Origin of the sequence: Cytophaga sp. FL35 (genome assembly GCF_014349235.1) — a bacterium.
GTDB lineage: Bacteria > Bacteroidota > Bacteroidia > Flavobacteriales > Flavobacteriaceae > Euzebyella.
On the sequence record NZ_JACSOH010000003.1, the window covers coordinates 16,257 to 34,202 of the forward strand.

Here is a 17,946-nt window from a genome sequence, read left to right on the forward strand (position 1 = left end):
AAAAAATAAAAAGGAAAAAATGCAATAGATTTTAAAAGCTTCGTCTTTAAGGGTGAAGTATGGATTAAGACCCATCCATTTCATGAGTGCAGAAACAGACAACTATACCAAACTATCTACATTTTTTAGTGATGAATATCGCTCTCTAAGAGCGTATGCAAAATCGCGTATAGATGACACTACTGATCGAGATGCAGATGATATTATTCAAGACGTTGCCGTTAATGTTTTCTCCAGGGCCAATAGTACATTACCCATAGAAAACATAGCTGCCTTTGTCTACCGTTCCGTAAGAAATAGAATTGTGGACATCATGAGAAGTGGCAAGAAAGAAAGGACCATGGAGGGGGAATCGGAAAAAAATCTTCTACAACTAGGTGAAGAATTGTATGCAGATACAGAACAAATGTATACTGATGATTTGACCAATAGTCTAAAGGAAGAAATAGAGAATTTAAAACAACCTTATAGAGAAATAATAATTGCAATAGACATAGAGGGATACAGTTACAAAGAAATTTCTATAGAGACCGGTATACCCCAGGGTACTCTTATGTCCCGAAGACATAGAGCATTGTCCTTATTGCTAAAAGCATTGGAAAGCAAAAAAGAAAAGTACACTAAAATTTAGGATATGAAAGATTATGTAGAACATCAAGTTAAATCAAATTTTGAAAGGGTGGTAAAGAAAATCGTGAAGGTGATTTTTATCATCATTCTTATCATTTTATTATTTCTACTCTTTGGGTATGGGTTTATGTACCTATGGAATTGGCTAATGCCGGATATTTTTGGACTCACTACTGTCAATTATTGGCAAGCCGTGGGGATTCTCGTCATGGCCAAAATTCTTTTTGGAGGATTTGGTGAGCATAAATCAGAAAAAAAAGGGAAAAAAAACAGGAAAAAATGTACACCGGGAAAAGGCTTCAACTTTAAGAGCGACTTTTCTAAATGGAAACATTATGAAAGTTTTTGGCAAGAAGAAGGGGAAGATGCCTATAATGCGTATGTAGAAAGAAAAGCGACAGATAAGAATAGCCCAGAATAACCCTTCAAGTTAAAAAAACGTAAAACTTAAGAAACTTTTTGTGTTTTTAAAGTTTCCTGATTTATCTTTGCCGCCGATTATGATGGAAAAGATTTTAGAAAAAGCGACGGATATGTTTCTCACCTATGGTTTTAAAAGCGTAACCATGGATGACCTAGCTCAAGAAATGGGTATTAGCAAAAAAACTATCTACGCACATTTTGAGAACAAGACCAAACTTGTAACGGAATGTACCAACAGACTTTTTGTTATTATCTCAGGTGGTATAGACGGCATTTGTTCCATGAACAAAAACCCCATTGAAGAGTTGTATGAGATTAAAAAGTTTGTCATGCAGTTTCTAAAGGATGAAAAATCATCTCCTCAATATCAACTTCAAAAGTACTATCCTAAGATTTTCGCGACCATGCGTGAAAAGCAATATGACAAAATGAAAAGTTGTGTGGTAGACAACATTGAAAGAGGCCTTGAACAGGGTATTTACCGTGAAAATCTTAATGTAGAGTTTATATCAAGAATTTATTATGCTGGCGGGCTTACCATTAAAGACCATGCCCTTTTTCCGCCAGATAAGTTTTCCCAATCCCAATTAATGGATGATTTTTTAGAATATCACCTTCGAGGAATTGTAACACCTAAGGGCCGAAAGATACTAAATACAATAATCAACTCTAATGAAGAATAGAATGCAAAAGCTATTTCTAAACCTCCTCATTTTATCCTTGCCTTTAATCTCAATGGCTCAAGAACCACAAGTGGAGCAGACCTATAGTTTTACCCTGGACGAGGCTATTGCCTTTGCTTTGGAAAATAATTACAGCGCCATTAACTCTGATAGGGATTTGAGAGATGCTCAAAAACAAAAATGGGAAACCATTGCAGAAGGCTTACCTCAAGTCAATGGATCCGTTAGCTATCAAAACCAATTAAAACAGCCTGTATCACTTTTACCGGCAGAGCTCGCTGGAGGCGAACCTGGAACATTTGTTCCTGTAGTATTTGGACAACCCCAGCAAATGACCGCTACCGCCACTTTAACCCAGAAAATTTTTGATGGGTCCTACATTGTAGGCGTTCAGGCGACCAAGGCGTTTTTGGAATACAGTGCCAATAACAACGAAAAAACCGACCAAGATGTGCGTAAAGCAGTAGTTGAGGCCTACGGCAACGTTCTTTTGTCGAGAGAAAGTGTTTCCATTTTTGAAAAGAACAAGTCCAATTTAGAAGACAATCTTTTTGAAACACAAAAACTATTTGAAAACGGATTAAGTGATGAGGAAAGTGTAGAGCAATTGCAAATCACCTTATCCTCCGTAGAGAATCAACTAAAAAATGCCATTAGGTTAGAGAACATAACCTTGCAGATGTTGAATGTAGTAATGGGTATTGCCATTGATGCTCCTACAAAATTAGAAGACACTTTGGATAACCTAACGGAACAACAAATAGATTTTTCCCTTATGGAAACCGAGTTTAACATCGAGAACAATGTAGATTATAAAATCGCATTGAATCTTACAGACCAAAGGTTCTTTGAATTAAAACTTGCCAAAAGTAGGGCCCTACCAACGTTAAATTCATTTGTAAACTATGGTAGTTCTTCTTTTGCTGATAAATTCACGTTTTTTGATAGCGACCAAGATTGGTTTGATTCCTCCGTTTTGGGACTTGATTTAAGTATTCCCATTTTTAGTTCAGGAAAAAGGAGCGCTAGCACCGCAAGGGCAAAAATTGCCTTGGAAAAGGCTAAGACCCAATTATCAGAAGCTGAAGAACAAATTCGCCTTCAACTGGAATCTGCCAAAAGTGAGTACATCCTTTCCATAGAGGAATACAATACGGCAAAGCAAAATTTAGGCTTGGCAGAACGTATAGAGAACAAAAACCAAATTAAATATACGGAAGGATTGGCCAGTAGTTTTGAACTACGTCAAGCCCAGACCCAATTATATGATGCCCAGCAAGGCTTCCTTCAATCCATGGTGGAAGTCATCAATAAAAAAACGGCATTGGAACTTATATTGAACGACCCGCAAAATTAACTTAGAAACAACAACCTCATTTAAGATGAAAAAAGTCATATACTTAGTAACCGTTTTATTGGTTGCCGCCTGCGGCAGCAAAGAACAGTCCGTAGAAAGTCTTATCGGGCAAGGAGATTTGGAGTCTTTGCGAGCAAAGAAAAGCGAACTTTCCGCACAGCAAAAGCAGATGGAGGCCCAATTAAGAATGCTTGATTCTGCTATTGCAACCAAAGCCGGGGTAGAAAAACTTCCGTTGGTAAATACCATCTTGGCCGAAAGTAAAAAGTTCGACCACTATTTGGAACTACAAGGAGATGTTAGTACCAAACAGAATGTACTTATTTATCCCGAAATGTCCGGAACCTTGCAACGTGTTTACGTTAAAGAGGGACAAAAGGTAAGTAAAGGTCAAACCTTGGCCGTAATTGATGACGGGGGTATGGGCAGTCAATTGGCCCAACTTAAAACTCAAGCACAGTTAGCCCAGACCACTTACGAAAGAAGAAAGCGTCTTTGGGATCAAAAAATAGGTTCTGAGATTGAATACCTATCAGCTAAAACGGAGTATGAAGCTACTCAAGATGCCATCAGACAGGCTGAAAGCCAATTAGGAAAATCGACCATAAGAGCTCCTTTTAGCGGAATTATAGATGATGTCATTAAAGATCAAGGTACCGTTGTGTCCCCTGGGCCGGGTTCCGAGGTCTTCAGAATTGTGAACCTTAGCGACATGTATATTGAAGTAGACGTTCCGGAGACTTACTTGGGGGCTATCTCAGAAGGCAAGGACGCACTGGTGTATTTTCCTGTTTTGGGAGATAGCATTACCACAAAAATCCGTCAGACAGGTAATTTTATCAATCCAGCTAATCGCTCGTTCAGTGTAGAAATCCCGGTCCCTAATAAAGAAGGAACTATAAAACCTAACCTTACGGCAAAGGTGAACCTTAATGATTACACCAGCGACAACGCTATTTTGATTCCTTCAAGCATAATTTCGGAAAACGCGGAGGGAGAGCAGTATGTTTTTGTTGCCGATGAACCCAATGCAGAAGGTGAAGCGGTCGTGAACAGAACGATTATAACTACTGGCAAAACCCAGAACGGGAAGGTTGAAGTTACAAGCGGACTTAAAGATGGTGACCAAATCATTCAGGAAGGTGCCAGAAGTGTAAAAGACGGCCAGAAAGTAAAAATCAAAAACTAAACATCGATGAGCAAGATAAAAAAGAACGCCGATAAGGAATTTAAATTATCGTCATGGGCCGTCGATAATCCTTCGGTTATCTATGTGATGATCGGTATCTTCCTGTGGCTCGGTTTTTCGGCCTATATGGCCATGCCAAGGGAAGATTTCCCAGAAATCGTGGAAACCAAAATTTACATTAGCACCCCTTACCCCGGAAATACGGCAGAGGATATTGAAAGGTTGATTACTGATCCCCTGGAAGACCGTCTCAAAAACGTGAGTAATGTGGTGGAGATTGTTTCCACTTCTCAAGAAGATTATGCCATTATTACAGTTGAGTTTGATGAGGAAATTACGGTTGAACAGGCAAAACAGAAGGTCAAGGATGAAGTGGATACCGAAAAAGCCAGTGAAGACTGGCCTACTTTTAATGGCGCCAAGGTAGAACCTAATGTATTCGACCTTAACTTTTCCGAGGAAGTTCCTATCATGAATATCAACTTTACGGGAGATTATCCGGTTCAGAGGTTGAAGGAATTCGCCGAGCATCTTCAGGATGAAATAGAAGACCTTCCGGAAATCAAACAAGCGGATATTAGAGGTGCTCAGGAAAAAGAGGTAGAAGTTGCCGTGGACATCTATAAAATGATGGCTGCGAAGGTCAACTTTCAAAATGTGTTGGATGCCATTGGCAACGGTAACATGACCATGTCCGCAGGTAACTTAAAAGCTAGTGGACAAAGACGTACCATTAGAATTTTGGGCGAAATTGAACAACCTAAAGAACTCCAAAATTTTGTGGTTAAGTCCGAAAACGGAGCTGTTTATTTAAAGGATATTGCCACCGTAACTTTTGACGAAGAAGACAAAACCACCTTTGCCCGTGAGTTTGGCGAAAATGTGGTGATGTTGGATGTTAAGAAAAGAGCCGGTAGAAACGCTATTTCTGCTGCAGACCAAATAAAGGCCATCGTAAAGCAGGAATTGGCAGATTATTATCCGCCAGATTTACATATTTCCATCGCAAACGATTCATCCACAAGAACATTGAATCAAGTAGATGATTTGGTCAACAATATCATCTTCGGTATCATCTTAGTGGTAACGGTACTGATGTTCTTTTTAGGATTCAGAAACGCACTTTTTGTTGGTTTCGCCATTCCTATGTCCATGTTCATGTCTTTTGTAATCCTGAATATGCTAGGTTACACCCTTAACACAATGATTCTTTTTGGGATGATCATGGGGCTTGGTATGTTGGTGGATAACGGTATTGTGGTTGTAGAGAATGTTTACCGTTTGATGGACGAGGGAATGTCCAGAACCGAAGCCGCAAAAAAAGGGATTGGTGAAATTGCCTTCCCTATTATTATATCTACCGCTACCACGGTTGCTGCTTTCGTTCCTTTAGGTTTATGGCCGGGTATTTTTGGCCAGTTTATGATTTACTTTCCCATTACGTTATCGGTAGTGTTGGGTTCTTCACTTTTCGTGGCAATTTTCATGAACTCCATGTTGGTATCTCAATTTATGAGTACGGAAGAAAAAGAACTTACCAAAAAGCAATTAATTAGGGTAACCTTAATTTTAGGAGGATTTGGCTTACTCATACTTCTAGTTGGAGGTGCCGTAAGAGGTCTGGGAACCGTTCTTATTATCACGGCCCTAATGTTCTGGGTGTACAAATATGCCATAAAGGGAGCCGCTGTGACGTTCCAGAAAAATACTATGTCCCGTTTTGAAAACTGGTATGAAAAGCGCTTAAAGCATGCCTTGAGAGGCCGAAATGTTTATTGGTATTTTGGACTTACCTTTTTAATGCTCATTGGGGTATTCATGCTTTTCGGAGCTTCGTTGGGAAGCGGAAGAACCAAAGTGGAATTCTTCCCTGACAACAAACCTAACGAAATCTATGTGTACATAGAGTATCCTCAAGGTACGGCCATTGAAAAAACCAATGAAATCACAAAAGATATTGAAGACCGGGTTTATGAAGTAATGGATTCACCAGAATACAAAAAAAATGGTGAAAACTTTATGGTAGCCTCTGCAGTATCCGTGGTGGGTGAAGGTGCCGGAAACCCGCTAACAGATGGTGGCTCTTCAGCTGAGATGCCCCATAAGGGTAAGGTAACGGTCAACTTTAGTGAGTTTAAGTTCAGAAATGGAATCAATACGGAAGATATACGTGCCAGGGTGCAATCTGCCTTGGAAGGTATTTACCCGGGGGTTGCGATCTCCGTTGAAAAAGATGCCAATGGTCCACCAGCCGGATATCCCATCAACATCGAATTAGAAGGTAAGGATTACGATGAACTCATCAATACGGCAGAAGACATTAGAAACTTTATCAATACCAAGAATATTGCGGGAATTGAAGAGTTAAAAATTGATGTGAATAAGGGCAAGCCTTCTATGCAGGTAATGGTAGACCGGGAGAAAGCTGGGGAGCTAGGTGTTGCTGTCGGACAAGTGGGAAATCAGTTGAGAAGGTCCATTTTTGGTGAAAAAGCGGGTGTCTATAAAGAGGATGGTGAGGATTATGACATTAACGTTCGCTTTAATGAAGACTTAAGGTACAACAAAAGCGCACTTTTTAATCAGAATATCATTTTTAGGGATATCGCTACAGGTCAAGTAAAGGAAATTCCAATTTCCGCGGTAGCTACCGAAAAGAACACCTCTGCCTTTAGTGCCATTAAGCATCGAGATGGGGAACGCGTAGTGACCGTGTATTCAGGGTTAAAGCCAGGCTTCACCGATGCCGGTGCCATTGTGGCCGAAATCCAAAAGGAAATGGAGGATTTTAAGGGTGTTCCAGACAGTATTAAAATTGATTATACCGGACAGCTGGAAGAGCAGAACAAACAGCAGATGTTCCTTATAGGTGCCTTTTTCTCCGGCCTCGGATTGATTATGCTAATTCTTATTTTCCAATTTGGAGGAATCTCTAAGCCATTGATTATTATGATTGCCATTTTCCTAAGTTTCATTGGGGTATTTGGCGGTCTGATGCTTACAGGTTGGTCTTTTGTAATCATGATGACCATGATGGGTATCATCTCCTTGGCGGGTATTGTAGTGAACAATGGAGTGGTATTATTGGATTACACCCAGATATTAGTAGACAGGAAAAAAGTGAAGTTAGGAATGGACGATAGCGACCTGTTATCCATGGAAGAAGCTACTGCTGCTATAGTTCAAGGTGGTAAAGCAAGGTTGCGACCTGTAATTCTTACGGCAATTACTACAGTTTTAGGTTTAATTCCGTTGGCGATAGGTCTAAACATTGATTTCTTTTCCCTCTTCTCTGAGTTCAACCCTAAAATTTATATTGGGGGTGATAACGTAATATTTTGGGGACCTTTGGCTTGGACCGTAATCTTCGGATTGCTAGTGGCCACTTTCCTTACCTTGATTATTGTACCGGTATTGTTCAATATTGTGTACCGAATTAAGATTTGGCTCAGAAGCAAGACCTCAAAAGAGCCTACGAAAGAAGAAATGACTGAAGAAATACTCGCGTAAACTTAACCGATACTGATTTACGAAGCCCCCTACTAAAGGGGGCTTTTATTTTTTACTTATCGGCTTCAATATTGATGGCCTTCATACTACGTTTAATCTTAGGTTCATTGGGATAATAGAGTCGGTCAAAAATTGAGGCAGCTACAAGTCCGGCCATAAAAGCACAGAGAACGGATACTATCCAATCATCAAAATTAAATTCTTGCATATTTCTAAATCGTAAAAACATTACCCCTATTGTTACTGAACCCACCCAAAACCAATAAACTTCTTTCTTTCTATTGGATAGATAATAATGTTTAAACGGAAGTTTGTGAAAGAAAATCCATAAAGCTATCGCACCGATCAGGCTAAAAGCGTACTGAAGAATATGGTAAAGAGGCATATTTTTAAAGGGCATTTCCAAAAATGGCATCCATTCCACAAATACTCCGTGATGATGTGTAAAGGCATCCCAAAAGAGGTGTCCAAGGTTTCCAAGGATAATGGACCCAATCACTTTTAAGTAGTTTTTCTTGAAATAGTTATTCCAATCAAACAATAGAAACGGGCGTAAGCGCTTTTCGAAATAAATGGGCAAGTTTAAAATCAGGCTCTTTCTTACCAAATTATGATATAGAAATAGCAGTAGAATAGAAAGTGGTAAATTAAGCCACAGCATAGGCCGTAGACTATGACCGTAAATGACATGGGCTTTCATCAACAAAATAAATTCAAAATCTGGAATCATACTGCCCATGATAAGTCCGGATGCCGAAAAATATCTGTTCTTCAGCAATGGAATAATCAAAGCGGGATGTGAACCGGTAAAAGGCATAACAAGCTTCCTATTAAATTTTCCTGGGTGGAATGTACTTTAATAGACAACGTTATATGTAGCCCAAATGTTATGTTAGAATTAAAAATTTGTAGCTAGGCAATTAGTTATTATTTATTTATAACGATTTGATACTAAGAGAAAAAGCCCGATGAAAACATCGGGCGTTATACTAAAAAAAATTACTTCTTACTTATTCTCGTTGGCCGGAACGGGAATGGCAGAAGGAACATTATCCGTTGAACGATCATTTGGTAAATCTGAAAGTCTACCAAATCGTCTCATATCAATCCATCGATGGCCTTCCCCAAAAAGAGAATAACGTCTATTATACAAAATCTCGTCTTCAAGTGCCGCTGGAGTGGTCGTACCTGTGTAAGCAGGCAAACCTGCAGCTGTTCGTAAAACATCCAAGGCGGCAACAGCTTCTCCAGGATTGGTTTGCATATTCGCCTCCGCATATAATAATATCAGTTCTTCATTTCTTAAAACTGGTATGTTATCAACGTTACTTCCGTAAAGTGCCACGTCATGGGTGCCCACAAGTCCGGTAGCCTCTCGAGGTTCATCTCGCTCTACCACCTTTTCCAAGCGAGTATCGCCATCTTGCACATCAGTTACAAAACTTGAATGTGCTACCCTAACATTCGCAGTTTGATTTAAAGCAATAAATAAGGGATTGGCTATATCTTGCCCACTTAAAGAAAAGGTGTGGTATATTCCACCATCTAAATCTCCTGCCAAATCAAAAAAAGATGCATTGAGTGCAGCTAAGGTAGTAGTATAATCTCCTTGATAAGCGGAAACTCTTGCCATCAAAGCTCTGTTGAATTGCAAAAAAGTCTGAGGAGTATCAAAACCAGAATATCCAGAGGAAAGGCCAAAAGCAAATGAGTCTCCTGCACTACCCAATTCACCTGCAGCCGAATCTAGAAGTCCGGCAATGGATGACAATGCAGCGCTCCTATCCAAAAAGGCTCCGAGATTCTCGGAATCGGAAACATCAACACGAATTCCATTATCATGCTGATTATCACTCAACATTAAGAGTTCATACGCTTTTAAGGTATTTAACACACCTCTAGCCCCTGCAATTTCGGCTGCAGAAAAATCAGCTGTGGTATTGTCCAATCCTTCCAATATCAAGTTGATATTTTTTACCGTTGCATATCTGGCACCCCAAGGTGTTGTTACGTAAAAAGTATTGTTGTCAAGGTTACCTACAACCACATCACCTTCATACCTTGGATCTGATGACGTAAAGTAATAGTATTCCCTACCAAAGATGCTTTTGACATCATTATGGGTTGATAGGCCTACCCGCATATCAGATAGTACCCCGGAAACCGCCTGAGTAAGTTCTCCCCGAGAAATATCATCGGAGATTGAAGAGGTGCTCGCACCATTTAAACTCTCGCCTCCATCCAATTCACAGGAAACAAGAACAAATGATATCACAACCATTAAAATTCTTATTGCTTTTATAATTTTCATTTTCCAAAATTTTTATGTTAGAACTGCACTGAAATATGCATCATATATCTTTTTGAAGACGGAAAAGGTGTAACCTCAACCCCCGTTGACAAGCCATTACCTCCAAAATTAGAAACTTCGGGGTCATAGCTATTGTAATCAAAAATATTAATGATATTATTACCCGAAAAACCAACCTTCACATCTGATATTACATCGCCAAACCAGTCTGTCAAGTGCTTTGAAGGCACCTTGTAATACAACCCTATTTCCCTTAATCTTAGGTACGAGGCATCTTCTACGAATGGAGTGGCATTACCTGCAAAAATTCCATTATTCACGCGGTAAACACCATTGGGAATGGTACCTCCCGGGTCTAAACTGATTTCGTCATAATCGGCACTTGTACCTCCAAAATCCGAAAGTAATTTGGTCAGATTTACATTGTCGCCACCTTTTTTCCAATGCCATAAAAAAGAAAGTGAAAAATTCTTATAATTAATATTGTTAAAAAGAGAAGTTTGAAAATCAGGCTCGGCATCACCTAATTGAACCAAGTCACCATCAACATTGGTTCCCACAATTTGGGTAACACTTTTACCCTCCTCTATTCTAAATGTACCTAAACCTGTTCCAAATCCTCCGGTATTGTATGCTGGTATATCCATACGAACCATTTCAGAAGTGTTTTTCCACCAGTTCAAAGTTGCATCCCAGCTAAAGTTTTCTTTATTTACTATGGATGCGTTCAAGGCTATCTCTACACCGGTATTTTCCAATTCACCTGCATTCTCCCACTTAGTAGAAAAACCGGTAGAAGGTTCAGTGTTAGCAAGTAATAGTAGGTCATCAACCCTTTTTTGGTACCAAGTTAATTCTAGCCCTAACCGTTCATCCAAAATCCCCATATCAAACCCGATTTCCAGTTCTTTCTGTCTTTCTGGAGATATCTCCGGGTTTCCTTGGGTTAAGGGTACTACAATACCTACATTGCCATCTACCAAAGTACTTTGATACACCGTGTACAAAGATCCAAAGGCTGCAAAAGTTCCAGCTTCACCGTAAGCGGCTCTAAGCTTTAAACGATTCATGAAACTGCCATCCCCCCAAAAACCGAAATTGTTTAAGTTGGCAGCAATTGATGCCTTTGGATAATAGAAAAACTTATTGATATCACCATTGTTAGTTGATTTATCACCTCTAAGACCAAGAGTACCAATTAGTTTATCTTGGTAGTTAACGGTCTCCTGTACAAAAAAGCCCATGTCCTCTTGTTCCAACCTATTTTGATTTACATTTTGATTTGCACCTTGATCCACATTGGTCTCGGAAGCGATAAGGTCAGATGCTACCACACTTACGGTGTTTCTACTAAAATGTTCATTTGTGGCACCTACTTGGGTATTGAAAGACAAATCATTGTCCGTAAAGTAATTATGAACCAAGAAAGCAGAATAGTTGGCATTCTTATTATTAGTATTTGTAATTGCCGACACTCCGTTCACACCACCTTGATCAGGTCTTTGAAACTGAAGTTCTTTAGGAAAAATGACCTTGGCCTCCATATTATAGGAATCCACCCCCGCTCGAGTTACCAATTTTAAATTGGAATTCTGCTTTGAATATAGGTTTACGTCCAAAGACCCTCCTAAGATAAAACGATTGACCCTTTCACTGTTAGTCATCAAATCTCTAGTTTGTAAAGGGTTTGAAGAGTTGTTAGGGTGATCAGGGTAATTGCCGTTGGCATCGGGCAAAAGATAATCCCAAGGTCGTGTGCTTGTTAAAGCCACACCAATGGTAGTTCCACTATTATCATTGTTAAAGAACCCTCTATCAGCTACGGAACTTATATAATTGGAATTAAGTGACAGTTTAATATTAGTATTAAAATTGTGCTCAACATTTAATCTGAATGAAGTCTTCTTATATCCGGTGTTCTTAACAATTCCATCTTCATCATTATTGGTTATACCGGCAAAAAAAGTAGTTTTATCATTACCTCCCGAAGCACTTAAGTTAGTATTACTAATCAATCCTTCTTCTCCAAATATCTCTTCTTCATAATCTCGTAATCTTCCAGAAGAAAGTGCAGCGGCATATAGCGCCCCTTCGCCAAATTCACTTTCCGCCAAAGCCTCAGACCAATTTCTTTGTCCTTGCAACCTAATTACTTGATTGAAACCAAAACCTTGTGTTAAGTTTACCTTGGTCTTACCGGCCTGTCCCTTCTTAGTAGTGATGATAACAACTCCTGCTGCACCGCGAGAACCATATATTGCAGCGGCCGAAGCTCCTTTGAGAATTTCAATATTAGCAATATCATCCGGGTTAATATCCGCAATACGGTTAGTAGCATTATCTTGAGAGGATGGATTCCCCCCTCCTGAGGCTTGTGAAACCGCATTCAAACCTCCTGATGAAATACTACTGTTATCCACATACACCCCATCTACAATATAAAGAGGTTGTGAGTTTCCATTAATGGAGGTGACCCCCCTAAATTTTATGGACATACCGCCGCCGGGCGCGCCCGAATTGGCATTAACCACAGCTCCAGTAAATTTCCCTGCCAGGGCACCATCCAAAGTCTTTGGAGGAGTCACCCCTGCAAGTTCAGCAGCAGACACAGTGGCAACCGCATTGGCCAAGTTTCTCCTTTTCACCGAAGAGGCAAGACCAGAGACCACCACTTCGTCCAAGCCCATAACAGATTCTTCTAAAATTACGTCTAAGGTGGAAGCGCTACTTACTTGTATCTCCCTGGTTGAATAACCTAAAGAGGAAAATACCAAGGTGGAGGGAAAACCGTCAATGGAAATCTCATATATTCCATCAAAATCCGATGTAGTACCATTCGTAGTCCCTTTAACGACAATATTGGCTCCCGGAACGGGAAGACCATTATTGTCCGTGATGGTACCCTGTACCATTCCTTGCGAAATGGCCACAACGGGAATTAAGAGAAACACCAAAATTAGTGCACCTCTGAACATTGTTTTTTTCATTTTCATAAGATGTTGAATTAGCTATTTGTAAGACAAGTTACACAAGAATTGACACAAAATTGAAATTTTTGTTAAATAATAATTGTTTTTACAGCAAATAATTAGATAAACTGATAAATATGAATGAATTCAAATAGTTAGATGAAACCATCATATCTTCTTACATTTGTTCTTTTAATTTATAGACCTAATGTACAGAAGCCATACCTGCGGAGAACTTCGCGAATCTCATATTAATTCAAAAGTTACCCTTTCTGGATGGGTACAAAAAACACGTGATAAAGGATTTGTAGTCTGGGTAGATTTGAGGGACCGCTACGGTATTACCCAATTGGTTTTTGATGAGGATCGTACTGCTTCCCATCTTTTGGAGAAGGCTAGACACTTAGGTCGTGAATTTGTAGTTCAAGTTCAAGGGGAAGTAATTGAACGTGCTTCAAAAAACCCAAATATCCCTACTGGGACTATTGAAGTTTTGGTAGAGGAACTTACCGTACTTAATACTTCTAAAACTCCTCCATTCACCATTGAAAATGAAACGGACGGTGGTGAAGATTTACGCATGAAATATCGCTACTTGGATATTAGACGCAATCCGGTCAAGAACAATCTTATTTTCCGTAGTCAAGTGACTATGGAGGTTCGGAAATATCTAGCGGAAAAGGGTTTTATAGAAGTTGAAACCCCTTACCTTATAAAATCTACACCGGAAGGCGCAAGAGACTTTGTAGTTCCTAGCCGTATGAACGAAGGTCAGTTCTACGCACTACCGCAATCACCGCAAACCTTTAAACAGTTATTAATGGTGGCGGGCATGGACAAATATTTTCAAATAGTAAAATGTTTTAGGGATGAAGATTTAAGGGCAGACAGGCAACCTGAGTTTACTCAAATCGATTGTGAAATGGCCTTTGTAGAACAGGAAGACATACTTAACGCCTTTGAAGGCCTTACCCGGCACCTACTAAAAGAAATCAACGGGGTGGATATCTCCGCATTTCCAAGAATCACCTATGACGATGCCATGCGTATTTATGGCAATGACAAACCGGACATTCGTTTTGGGATGGAATTTGCGGAACTCAATGATATAGCCCAACACAAGGATTTTGGAGTTTTTAATTCATCGGAACTGGTTGTTGGGATTGCCGTTCCCGGAGCCGCAAGTTATACGAGAAAAGAATTGGACGCCTTGGTCAATTGGGTAAAAAGACCGCAAGTTGGTGCCAAAGGAATGGTATATGTTAAGTGTAACGAAGATGGAAGTTACAAGTCTACCGTAGATAAATTCTACGATCAGGAGGACCTTAAAAAATGGGCCGAAGCAACGGGAGCCCAACCTGGAGACCTTATATGCGTGCTATCTGGCGATAAAAATAAAACCCGCTCACAATTAAGCGCCCTTAGAATGGAAATGGCAGAGCGATTAGGGTTAAGAAAGCCAGATGAATTTGCACCTCTTTGGGTAGTAGACTTTCCTTTGTTGGAATTGGATGAGGAAACAGGAAACTATCACGCCATGCACCACCCTTTTACCTCTCCCAAACCAGGCCAGCTTGAGATGTTGGAAAGCGACCCAGGAGCGGTACGTGCCAATGCTTATGATTTAGTTCTTAACGGAAATGAGATTGGGGGCGGATCCATTCGTATACACGACAAGAACGTTCAAGAAACCATGTTCAAGCATTTAGGGTTTACCCCAGAGGAAGCGAAAGCCCAATTTGGCTTTCTAATGGATGCTTTCCAATATGGTGCTCCACCCCATGGAGGGATCGCATTTGGTCTGGACAGATTGGTTTCTATTTTGGGCGGGCAAGAGACAATTAGGGATTTTATTGCATTCCCAAAGAACAATAGTGGTCGTGATGTGATGATAGATGCTCCCGCACCTATTGACCAGGAACAGTTGAATGAGCTTCATTTAAAACTTAATGTTTAGGTAAAAAGATTCTCAGCAGGGAATTTTCATACCTTTAATTAAGGTAACAATAATGGAATGCCCAGCCGAATAAAACAATTAGCTACCAAGTTTCTAAAATGGAGATATAAGCACATCTCCAATAAGACATTCACACACATCATGAGTGTTTTGGTAGGCCTTTTGGCCGGCTTGGCTTCCGTGACCCTAAAGAACATTGTATATTTTATTGAAGCTTCCTTGGAAAAGGGAGTTCTGATTTCCAATAATGGAATATACTTCATATTACCAATTATAGGCTTAACCTTGGTATTTCTATATGTGAAATTTATCCATAAAGAAAAGCTGGGGCATGCGGTAAGTTCCATCCTTTTTTCCCTTTCCAAAAAAAAGGGGGTAATTGAACCTAAACACATATATACACAATTAATCGCCGCCCCTCTAACCATTGGATTTGGAGGTTCTACCGGTCTATTGGGGCCCGCGGTTGCATCGGGGGCAGCTATTAGCTCCAATTTGGGAAAGTTCTTCCATATTAATTCAAAGACTAGATCACTTTTGATTGCTTGTGCATCTGCAGGAGCCATCGCGTCTATTTTTCAATCCCCCATTGCAGCGATTGTTTTTGCCATTGAAGTCTTTAGCTTGGATTTTACCATGCTTTCCGCTTTACCCCTACTTTTGGCTTCTATTTCTGGAGTTCTAACCTCGTACTTTTTTTTAGGCAATGAAGTGCTTTTTAAATTTACCATTACTCAAAATTTTGAAGTAAAGGACACGCTCTTCTATATCATTTTAGGTGTGGGAACAGCTTTCGCATCCATTTATTTCACCCGAATGTATTTTGGTATTTTAAAACTTTTTGAACCTCTAAAAAGTCCCAAATACAAACTATTGGTGGGCGGACTTGCCATTGGAACTATGCTGTACTTCATCCCCCCGTTGTACGGGGAAGGATTTGGTTTTATCAATAACCTATTAGATGGCAACCATACCGAGGCCCTGGGCAAAACCCCTTTTGACTCCTATATTTCCAATATTTGGGTAGTGATAGCTCTCTTATTCGGCATTACCATTTTTAAGGCTGTAGCCATGACCACCACCTTGGCGGCAGGTGGTGCAGGAGGAATTTTTATCCCAACAATGGTTATGGGAAGTGCGTTGGGCAACGTAATGGCCAAAGTCATTAATAATAGCGGATTGGGTTTTGCGGTATCGGAAAGTAATTTTACCTTAATTGGCATGGCTGGTTTAATAGCAGGGGTTTTACATGCCCCATTGACCGCTATTTTTCTCATTGCCGAAATTACCGGTGGCTATGAATTATTTGTTCCGCTCATGATTACAGCATCCATTTCTTATCTTATCACAAGAAATGCCATTGATTACACCATTTACACAAGGGAACTTGCAAAAAGTGGAGCTCTTCTTACACACAATAAGGATCAATCTGTATTGACCTTAATGCAATTGGAAGACGTATTGGAAACCAACTTTAAAATAGTCTATCCAGAAATGACTTTGGGAGAAATGCTTCATGAATCGGTAGCCAAATCAGCCAGAAATATTTTTCCTGTCGTTAACAAAGAGCACGCCCTTGTAGGCATTGTTCTATTGGACGATATACGTGAATTCATGTTCGATACGGGACTTTACAACAGCACCAAAGTTGAAACCTTTATGCATAACGCTCCGGAACACATTTTCTACGAAAAAGATAGCATGAAGAGTGTAATGCAAAAATTTCAAAATAGCGGCGCATGGAATTTACCGGTCATCAAAAATGGTAAATATGCAGGCTTTGTATCCAAATCAAAGCTTTTGACGGCCTACAGAAGAGAGCTGATTAATTTTACACGATAACTCCCAATACAGTATATATGAAAAATATAATCCTTTTTGTACTCCTTGCTTCTTTCGCATCAATTCTTTACGGCTTTCACATCCAAGAAGAGGAAGTTCTCTTAGGCAGTAAATGTATTGGATTTGGAACCGTAGGTATTTTTCTAGTGGCAATGCCGCTTTTTTTAATCAAATACAGTAGAGGTAAAAAAATGAAAGATTATATGCTATCCGAAGAAAATATTAGAAAAATGCGGGAAGAAACAAGTGAAAACCCTGAAAATCAATAAAATTCATTTATATTTCTCTTTGAATTTAAATACAGTCTGTCCAAAAAATTCATACTTTTAGACTAACAAACAATTTATCAACTAATTATTATTGGCATGACTGGTACAGTAAAATTTTTTAATGAATCCAAAGGATACGGCTTCATTACCAACGATGACACGGGCAAAGACATTTTTGTTCACGCTACAGCGTTAAAAGGTACAGCGCTTAACGAAGGGGACAAAGTAGAATATGTAGAAGAAGAAGGCAGAAAAGGAATGGTAGCCGCTCAAATACAAGTAGTAGGATAATCATCAACTTAACGTGCTTACAAAATGAACCCTTGCAAATGCAGGGGTTTTTTATATCGATTAATTAAAGTTGCGTTTAGCAATAAAAAATCTTTTAATGATTTCACTACAATCATCTTTTAAAACACCACTGACAATCTTTGTTTTTGGGTGCAATTGTGTTCCCATGGCCTTAAATCCCCTTTGAGGATCTGAAGCCCCATATACCACCTTACTTATTTGACTCCAAAATAGTGCCCCACCACACATTTGGCAAGGTTCTAGAGTTACATACAACGTACAATCATGTAAATATTTACCGCCTAAAAAATTGGCAGCTGCGGTTATGGCCTGCATTTCGGCATGTGCCGTAACATCGTGTAATTTTTCCGTAAGATTATGCGCTCTTGCGATGATCCTATTTTGCACCACAATTACAGCCCCTACAGGTACCTCGCCCATTTCGTAGGCAATTTCGGCCTCTTGAAGGGCCTTTTTCATAAAATAAGTATCATCAAAAGGTTGAAGCATGGTCT

Annotated in this window: 14 protein-coding genes; 10 read left to right on the top strand and 4 right to left on the bottom strand. The window is 39.7% G+C overall.

Translation table 11 applies throughout. The features are described from left to right. Positions 1 to 82 precede the first annotated feature (82 nt). The 6 genes from BIZ36_RS02535 to BIZ36_RS02560 all read left to right on the top strand — a co-directional run bounded on the left by BIZ36_RS02535 (position 83) and on the right by BIZ36_RS02560 (position 7,792). Positions 83 to 631 (top strand): RNA polymerase sigma factor, encoded by a 549-nt coding sequence (locus tag BIZ36_RS02535; protein ID WP_187456295.1) that lies wholly within the window; start codon positions 83 to 85, stop codon positions 629 to 631. A gap of 3 nt (positions 632 to 634) precedes the next feature. Beyond that, on the top strand, positions 635 to 1,051 hold the full coding sequence (locus BIZ36_RS02540; RefSeq protein ID WP_187456296.1) for a hypothetical protein: 417 nt from the start codon (positions 635 to 637) through the stop codon (positions 1,049 to 1,051). A gap of 79 nt (positions 1,052 to 1,130) precedes the next feature. Next, a complete protein-coding gene (locus tag BIZ36_RS02545) occupies positions 1,131 to 1,736 on the top strand; it encodes a TetR/AcrR family transcriptional regulator (RefSeq protein ID WP_187456297.1) in 606 nt (201 codons plus the stop codon). Further along, entirely contained in the window at positions 1,726 to 3,093 is a 1,368-nt protein-coding gene (locus tag BIZ36_RS02550; RefSeq protein WP_222937182.1) for a TolC family protein, read from the top strand. The genes BIZ36_RS02545 and BIZ36_RS02550 overlap by 11 nt, the downstream gene beginning before the upstream one ends. Before the next feature lie 25 nt (positions 3,094 to 3,118). After that, positions 3,119 to 4,282, top strand: a complete 1,164-nt coding sequence (locus BIZ36_RS02555; RefSeq protein WP_187456298.1) for an efflux RND transporter periplasmic adaptor subunit — start codon at positions 3,119 to 3,121, stop codon at positions 4,280 to 4,282. Positions 4,283 to 4,288: 6 nt separating this feature from the next. Next, on the top strand, positions 4,289 to 7,792 hold the full coding sequence (locus BIZ36_RS02560) for an efflux RND transporter permease subunit (protein WP_187456299.1): 3,504 nt from the start codon (positions 4,289 to 4,291) through the stop codon (positions 7,790 to 7,792). Between the two features lie 52 nt (positions 7,793 to 7,844). Here BIZ36_RS02560 and BIZ36_RS02565 read toward each other — a convergent pair whose 3' ends face one another. From BIZ36_RS02565 to BIZ36_RS02575, 3 genes are all read right to left on the bottom strand, one after another. Further along, on the bottom strand, positions 7,845 to 8,609 hold the full coding sequence (locus BIZ36_RS02565) for a DUF4184 family protein (RefSeq protein ID WP_187456300.1): 765 nt from the start codon (positions 8,607 to 8,609) through the stop codon (positions 7,845 to 7,847). A gap of 189 nt (positions 8,610 to 8,798) precedes the next feature. Next, positions 8,799 to 10,103, bottom strand: a complete 1,305-nt coding sequence (locus tag BIZ36_RS02570; RefSeq protein WP_187456301.1) for a RagB/SusD family nutrient uptake outer membrane protein — start codon at positions 10,101 to 10,103, stop codon at positions 8,799 to 8,801. Between the two features lie 17 nt (positions 10,104 to 10,120). Next, the gene (locus tag BIZ36_RS02575) at positions 10,121 to 13,090 is read right to left on the bottom strand and encodes a SusC/RagA family TonB-linked outer membrane protein (RefSeq protein WP_222937184.1); all 2,970 of its coding nucleotides are present in this window, start codon (positions 13,088 to 13,090) and stop codon (positions 10,121 to 10,123) included. Between the two features lie 190 nt (positions 13,091 to 13,280). Between BIZ36_RS02575 and aspS the strand changes: the two genes are divergently transcribed. The 4 genes from aspS to BIZ36_RS02595 all read left to right on the top strand — a co-directional run bounded on the left by aspS (position 13,281) and on the right by BIZ36_RS02595 (position 17,431). Further along, positions 13,281 to 15,029 (top strand): aspartate--tRNA ligase, encoded by a 1,749-nt coding sequence (gene aspS / locus BIZ36_RS02580; RefSeq protein ID WP_187456303.1) that lies wholly within the window; start codon positions 13,281 to 13,283, stop codon positions 15,027 to 15,029. Between the two features lie 57 nt (positions 15,030 to 15,086). Further along, positions 15,087 to 16,871, top strand: a complete 1,785-nt coding sequence (locus BIZ36_RS02585; RefSeq protein ID WP_187456304.1) for a chloride channel protein — start codon at positions 15,087 to 15,089, stop codon at positions 16,869 to 16,871. Positions 16,872 to 16,888: 17 nt separating this feature from the next. Further along, positions 16,889 to 17,140 (top strand): hypothetical protein, encoded by a 252-nt coding sequence (locus BIZ36_RS02590; RefSeq protein ID WP_187456305.1) that lies wholly within the window; start codon positions 16,889 to 16,891, stop codon positions 17,138 to 17,140. A gap of 96 nt (positions 17,141 to 17,236) precedes the next feature. Then, positions 17,237 to 17,431, top strand: a complete 195-nt coding sequence (locus BIZ36_RS02595) for a cold-shock protein (protein ID WP_187456306.1) — start codon at positions 17,237 to 17,239, stop codon at positions 17,429 to 17,431. A 60-nt stretch (positions 17,432 to 17,491) separates the two neighbouring features. Here BIZ36_RS02595 and BIZ36_RS02600 read toward each other — a convergent pair whose 3' ends face one another. Then, positions 17,492 to 17,941, bottom strand: coding sequence for a nucleoside deaminase (locus BIZ36_RS02600; RefSeq protein WP_187456307.1), 450 nt, complete (start codon positions 17,939 to 17,941; stop codon positions 17,492 to 17,494). Positions 17,942 to 17,946: the final 5 nt, after the last annotated feature.

Excerpts from the sequence above, each read along its gene's own strand:
- BIZ36_RS02535 (WP_187456295.1), top strand. The coding sequence starts at position 83 with ATGAGTGCAGAAACAGACAACTATACCAAACTATCTACATTTTTTAGT.
- BIZ36_RS02540 (WP_187456296.1), top strand. The coding sequence starts at position 635 with ATGAAAGATTATGTAGAACATCAAGTTAAATCAAATTTTGAAAGGGTG.
- BIZ36_RS02545 (WP_187456297.1), top strand. The coding sequence starts at position 1,131 with ATGATGGAAAAGATTTTAGAAAAAGCGACGGATATGTTTCTCACCTAT.
- BIZ36_RS02550 (WP_222937182.1), top strand. The coding sequence starts at position 1,726 with ATGAAGAATAGAATGCAAAAGCTATTTCTAAACCTCCTCATTTTATCC.
- BIZ36_RS02555 (WP_187456298.1), top strand. The coding sequence starts at position 3,119 with ATGAAAAAAGTCATATACTTAGTAACCGTTTTATTGGTTGCCGCCTGC.
- BIZ36_RS02560 (WP_187456299.1), top strand. The coding sequence starts at position 4,289 with ATGAGCAAGATAAAAAAGAACGCCGATAAGGAATTTAAATTATCGTCA.
- BIZ36_RS02565 (WP_187456300.1), bottom strand. The coding sequence starts at position 8,609 with ATGCCTTTTACCGGTTCACATCCCGCTTTGATTATTCCATTGCTGAAG.
- BIZ36_RS02570 (WP_187456301.1), bottom strand. The coding sequence starts at position 10,103 with ATGAAAATTATAAAAGCAATAAGAATTTTAATGGTTGTGATATCATTT.
- BIZ36_RS02575 (WP_222937184.1), bottom strand. The coding sequence starts at position 13,090 with ATGAAAAAAACAATGTTCAGAGGTGCACTAATTTTGGTGTTTCTCTTA.
- aspS (WP_187456303.1), top strand. The coding sequence starts at position 13,281 with ATGTACAGAAGCCATACCTGCGGAGAACTTCGCGAATCTCATATTAAT.
- BIZ36_RS02585 (WP_187456304.1), top strand. The coding sequence starts at position 15,087 with ATGCCCAGCCGAATAAAACAATTAGCTACCAAGTTTCTAAAATGGAGA.
- BIZ36_RS02590 (WP_187456305.1), top strand. The coding sequence starts at position 16,889 with ATGAAAAATATAATCCTTTTTGTACTCCTTGCTTCTTTCGCATCAATT.
- BIZ36_RS02595 (WP_187456306.1), top strand. The coding sequence starts at position 17,237 with ATGACTGGTACAGTAAAATTTTTTAATGAATCCAAAGGATACGGCTTC.
- BIZ36_RS02600 (WP_187456307.1), bottom strand. The coding sequence starts at position 17,941 with ATGCTTCAACCTTTTGATGATACTTATTTTATGAAAAAGGCCCTTCAA.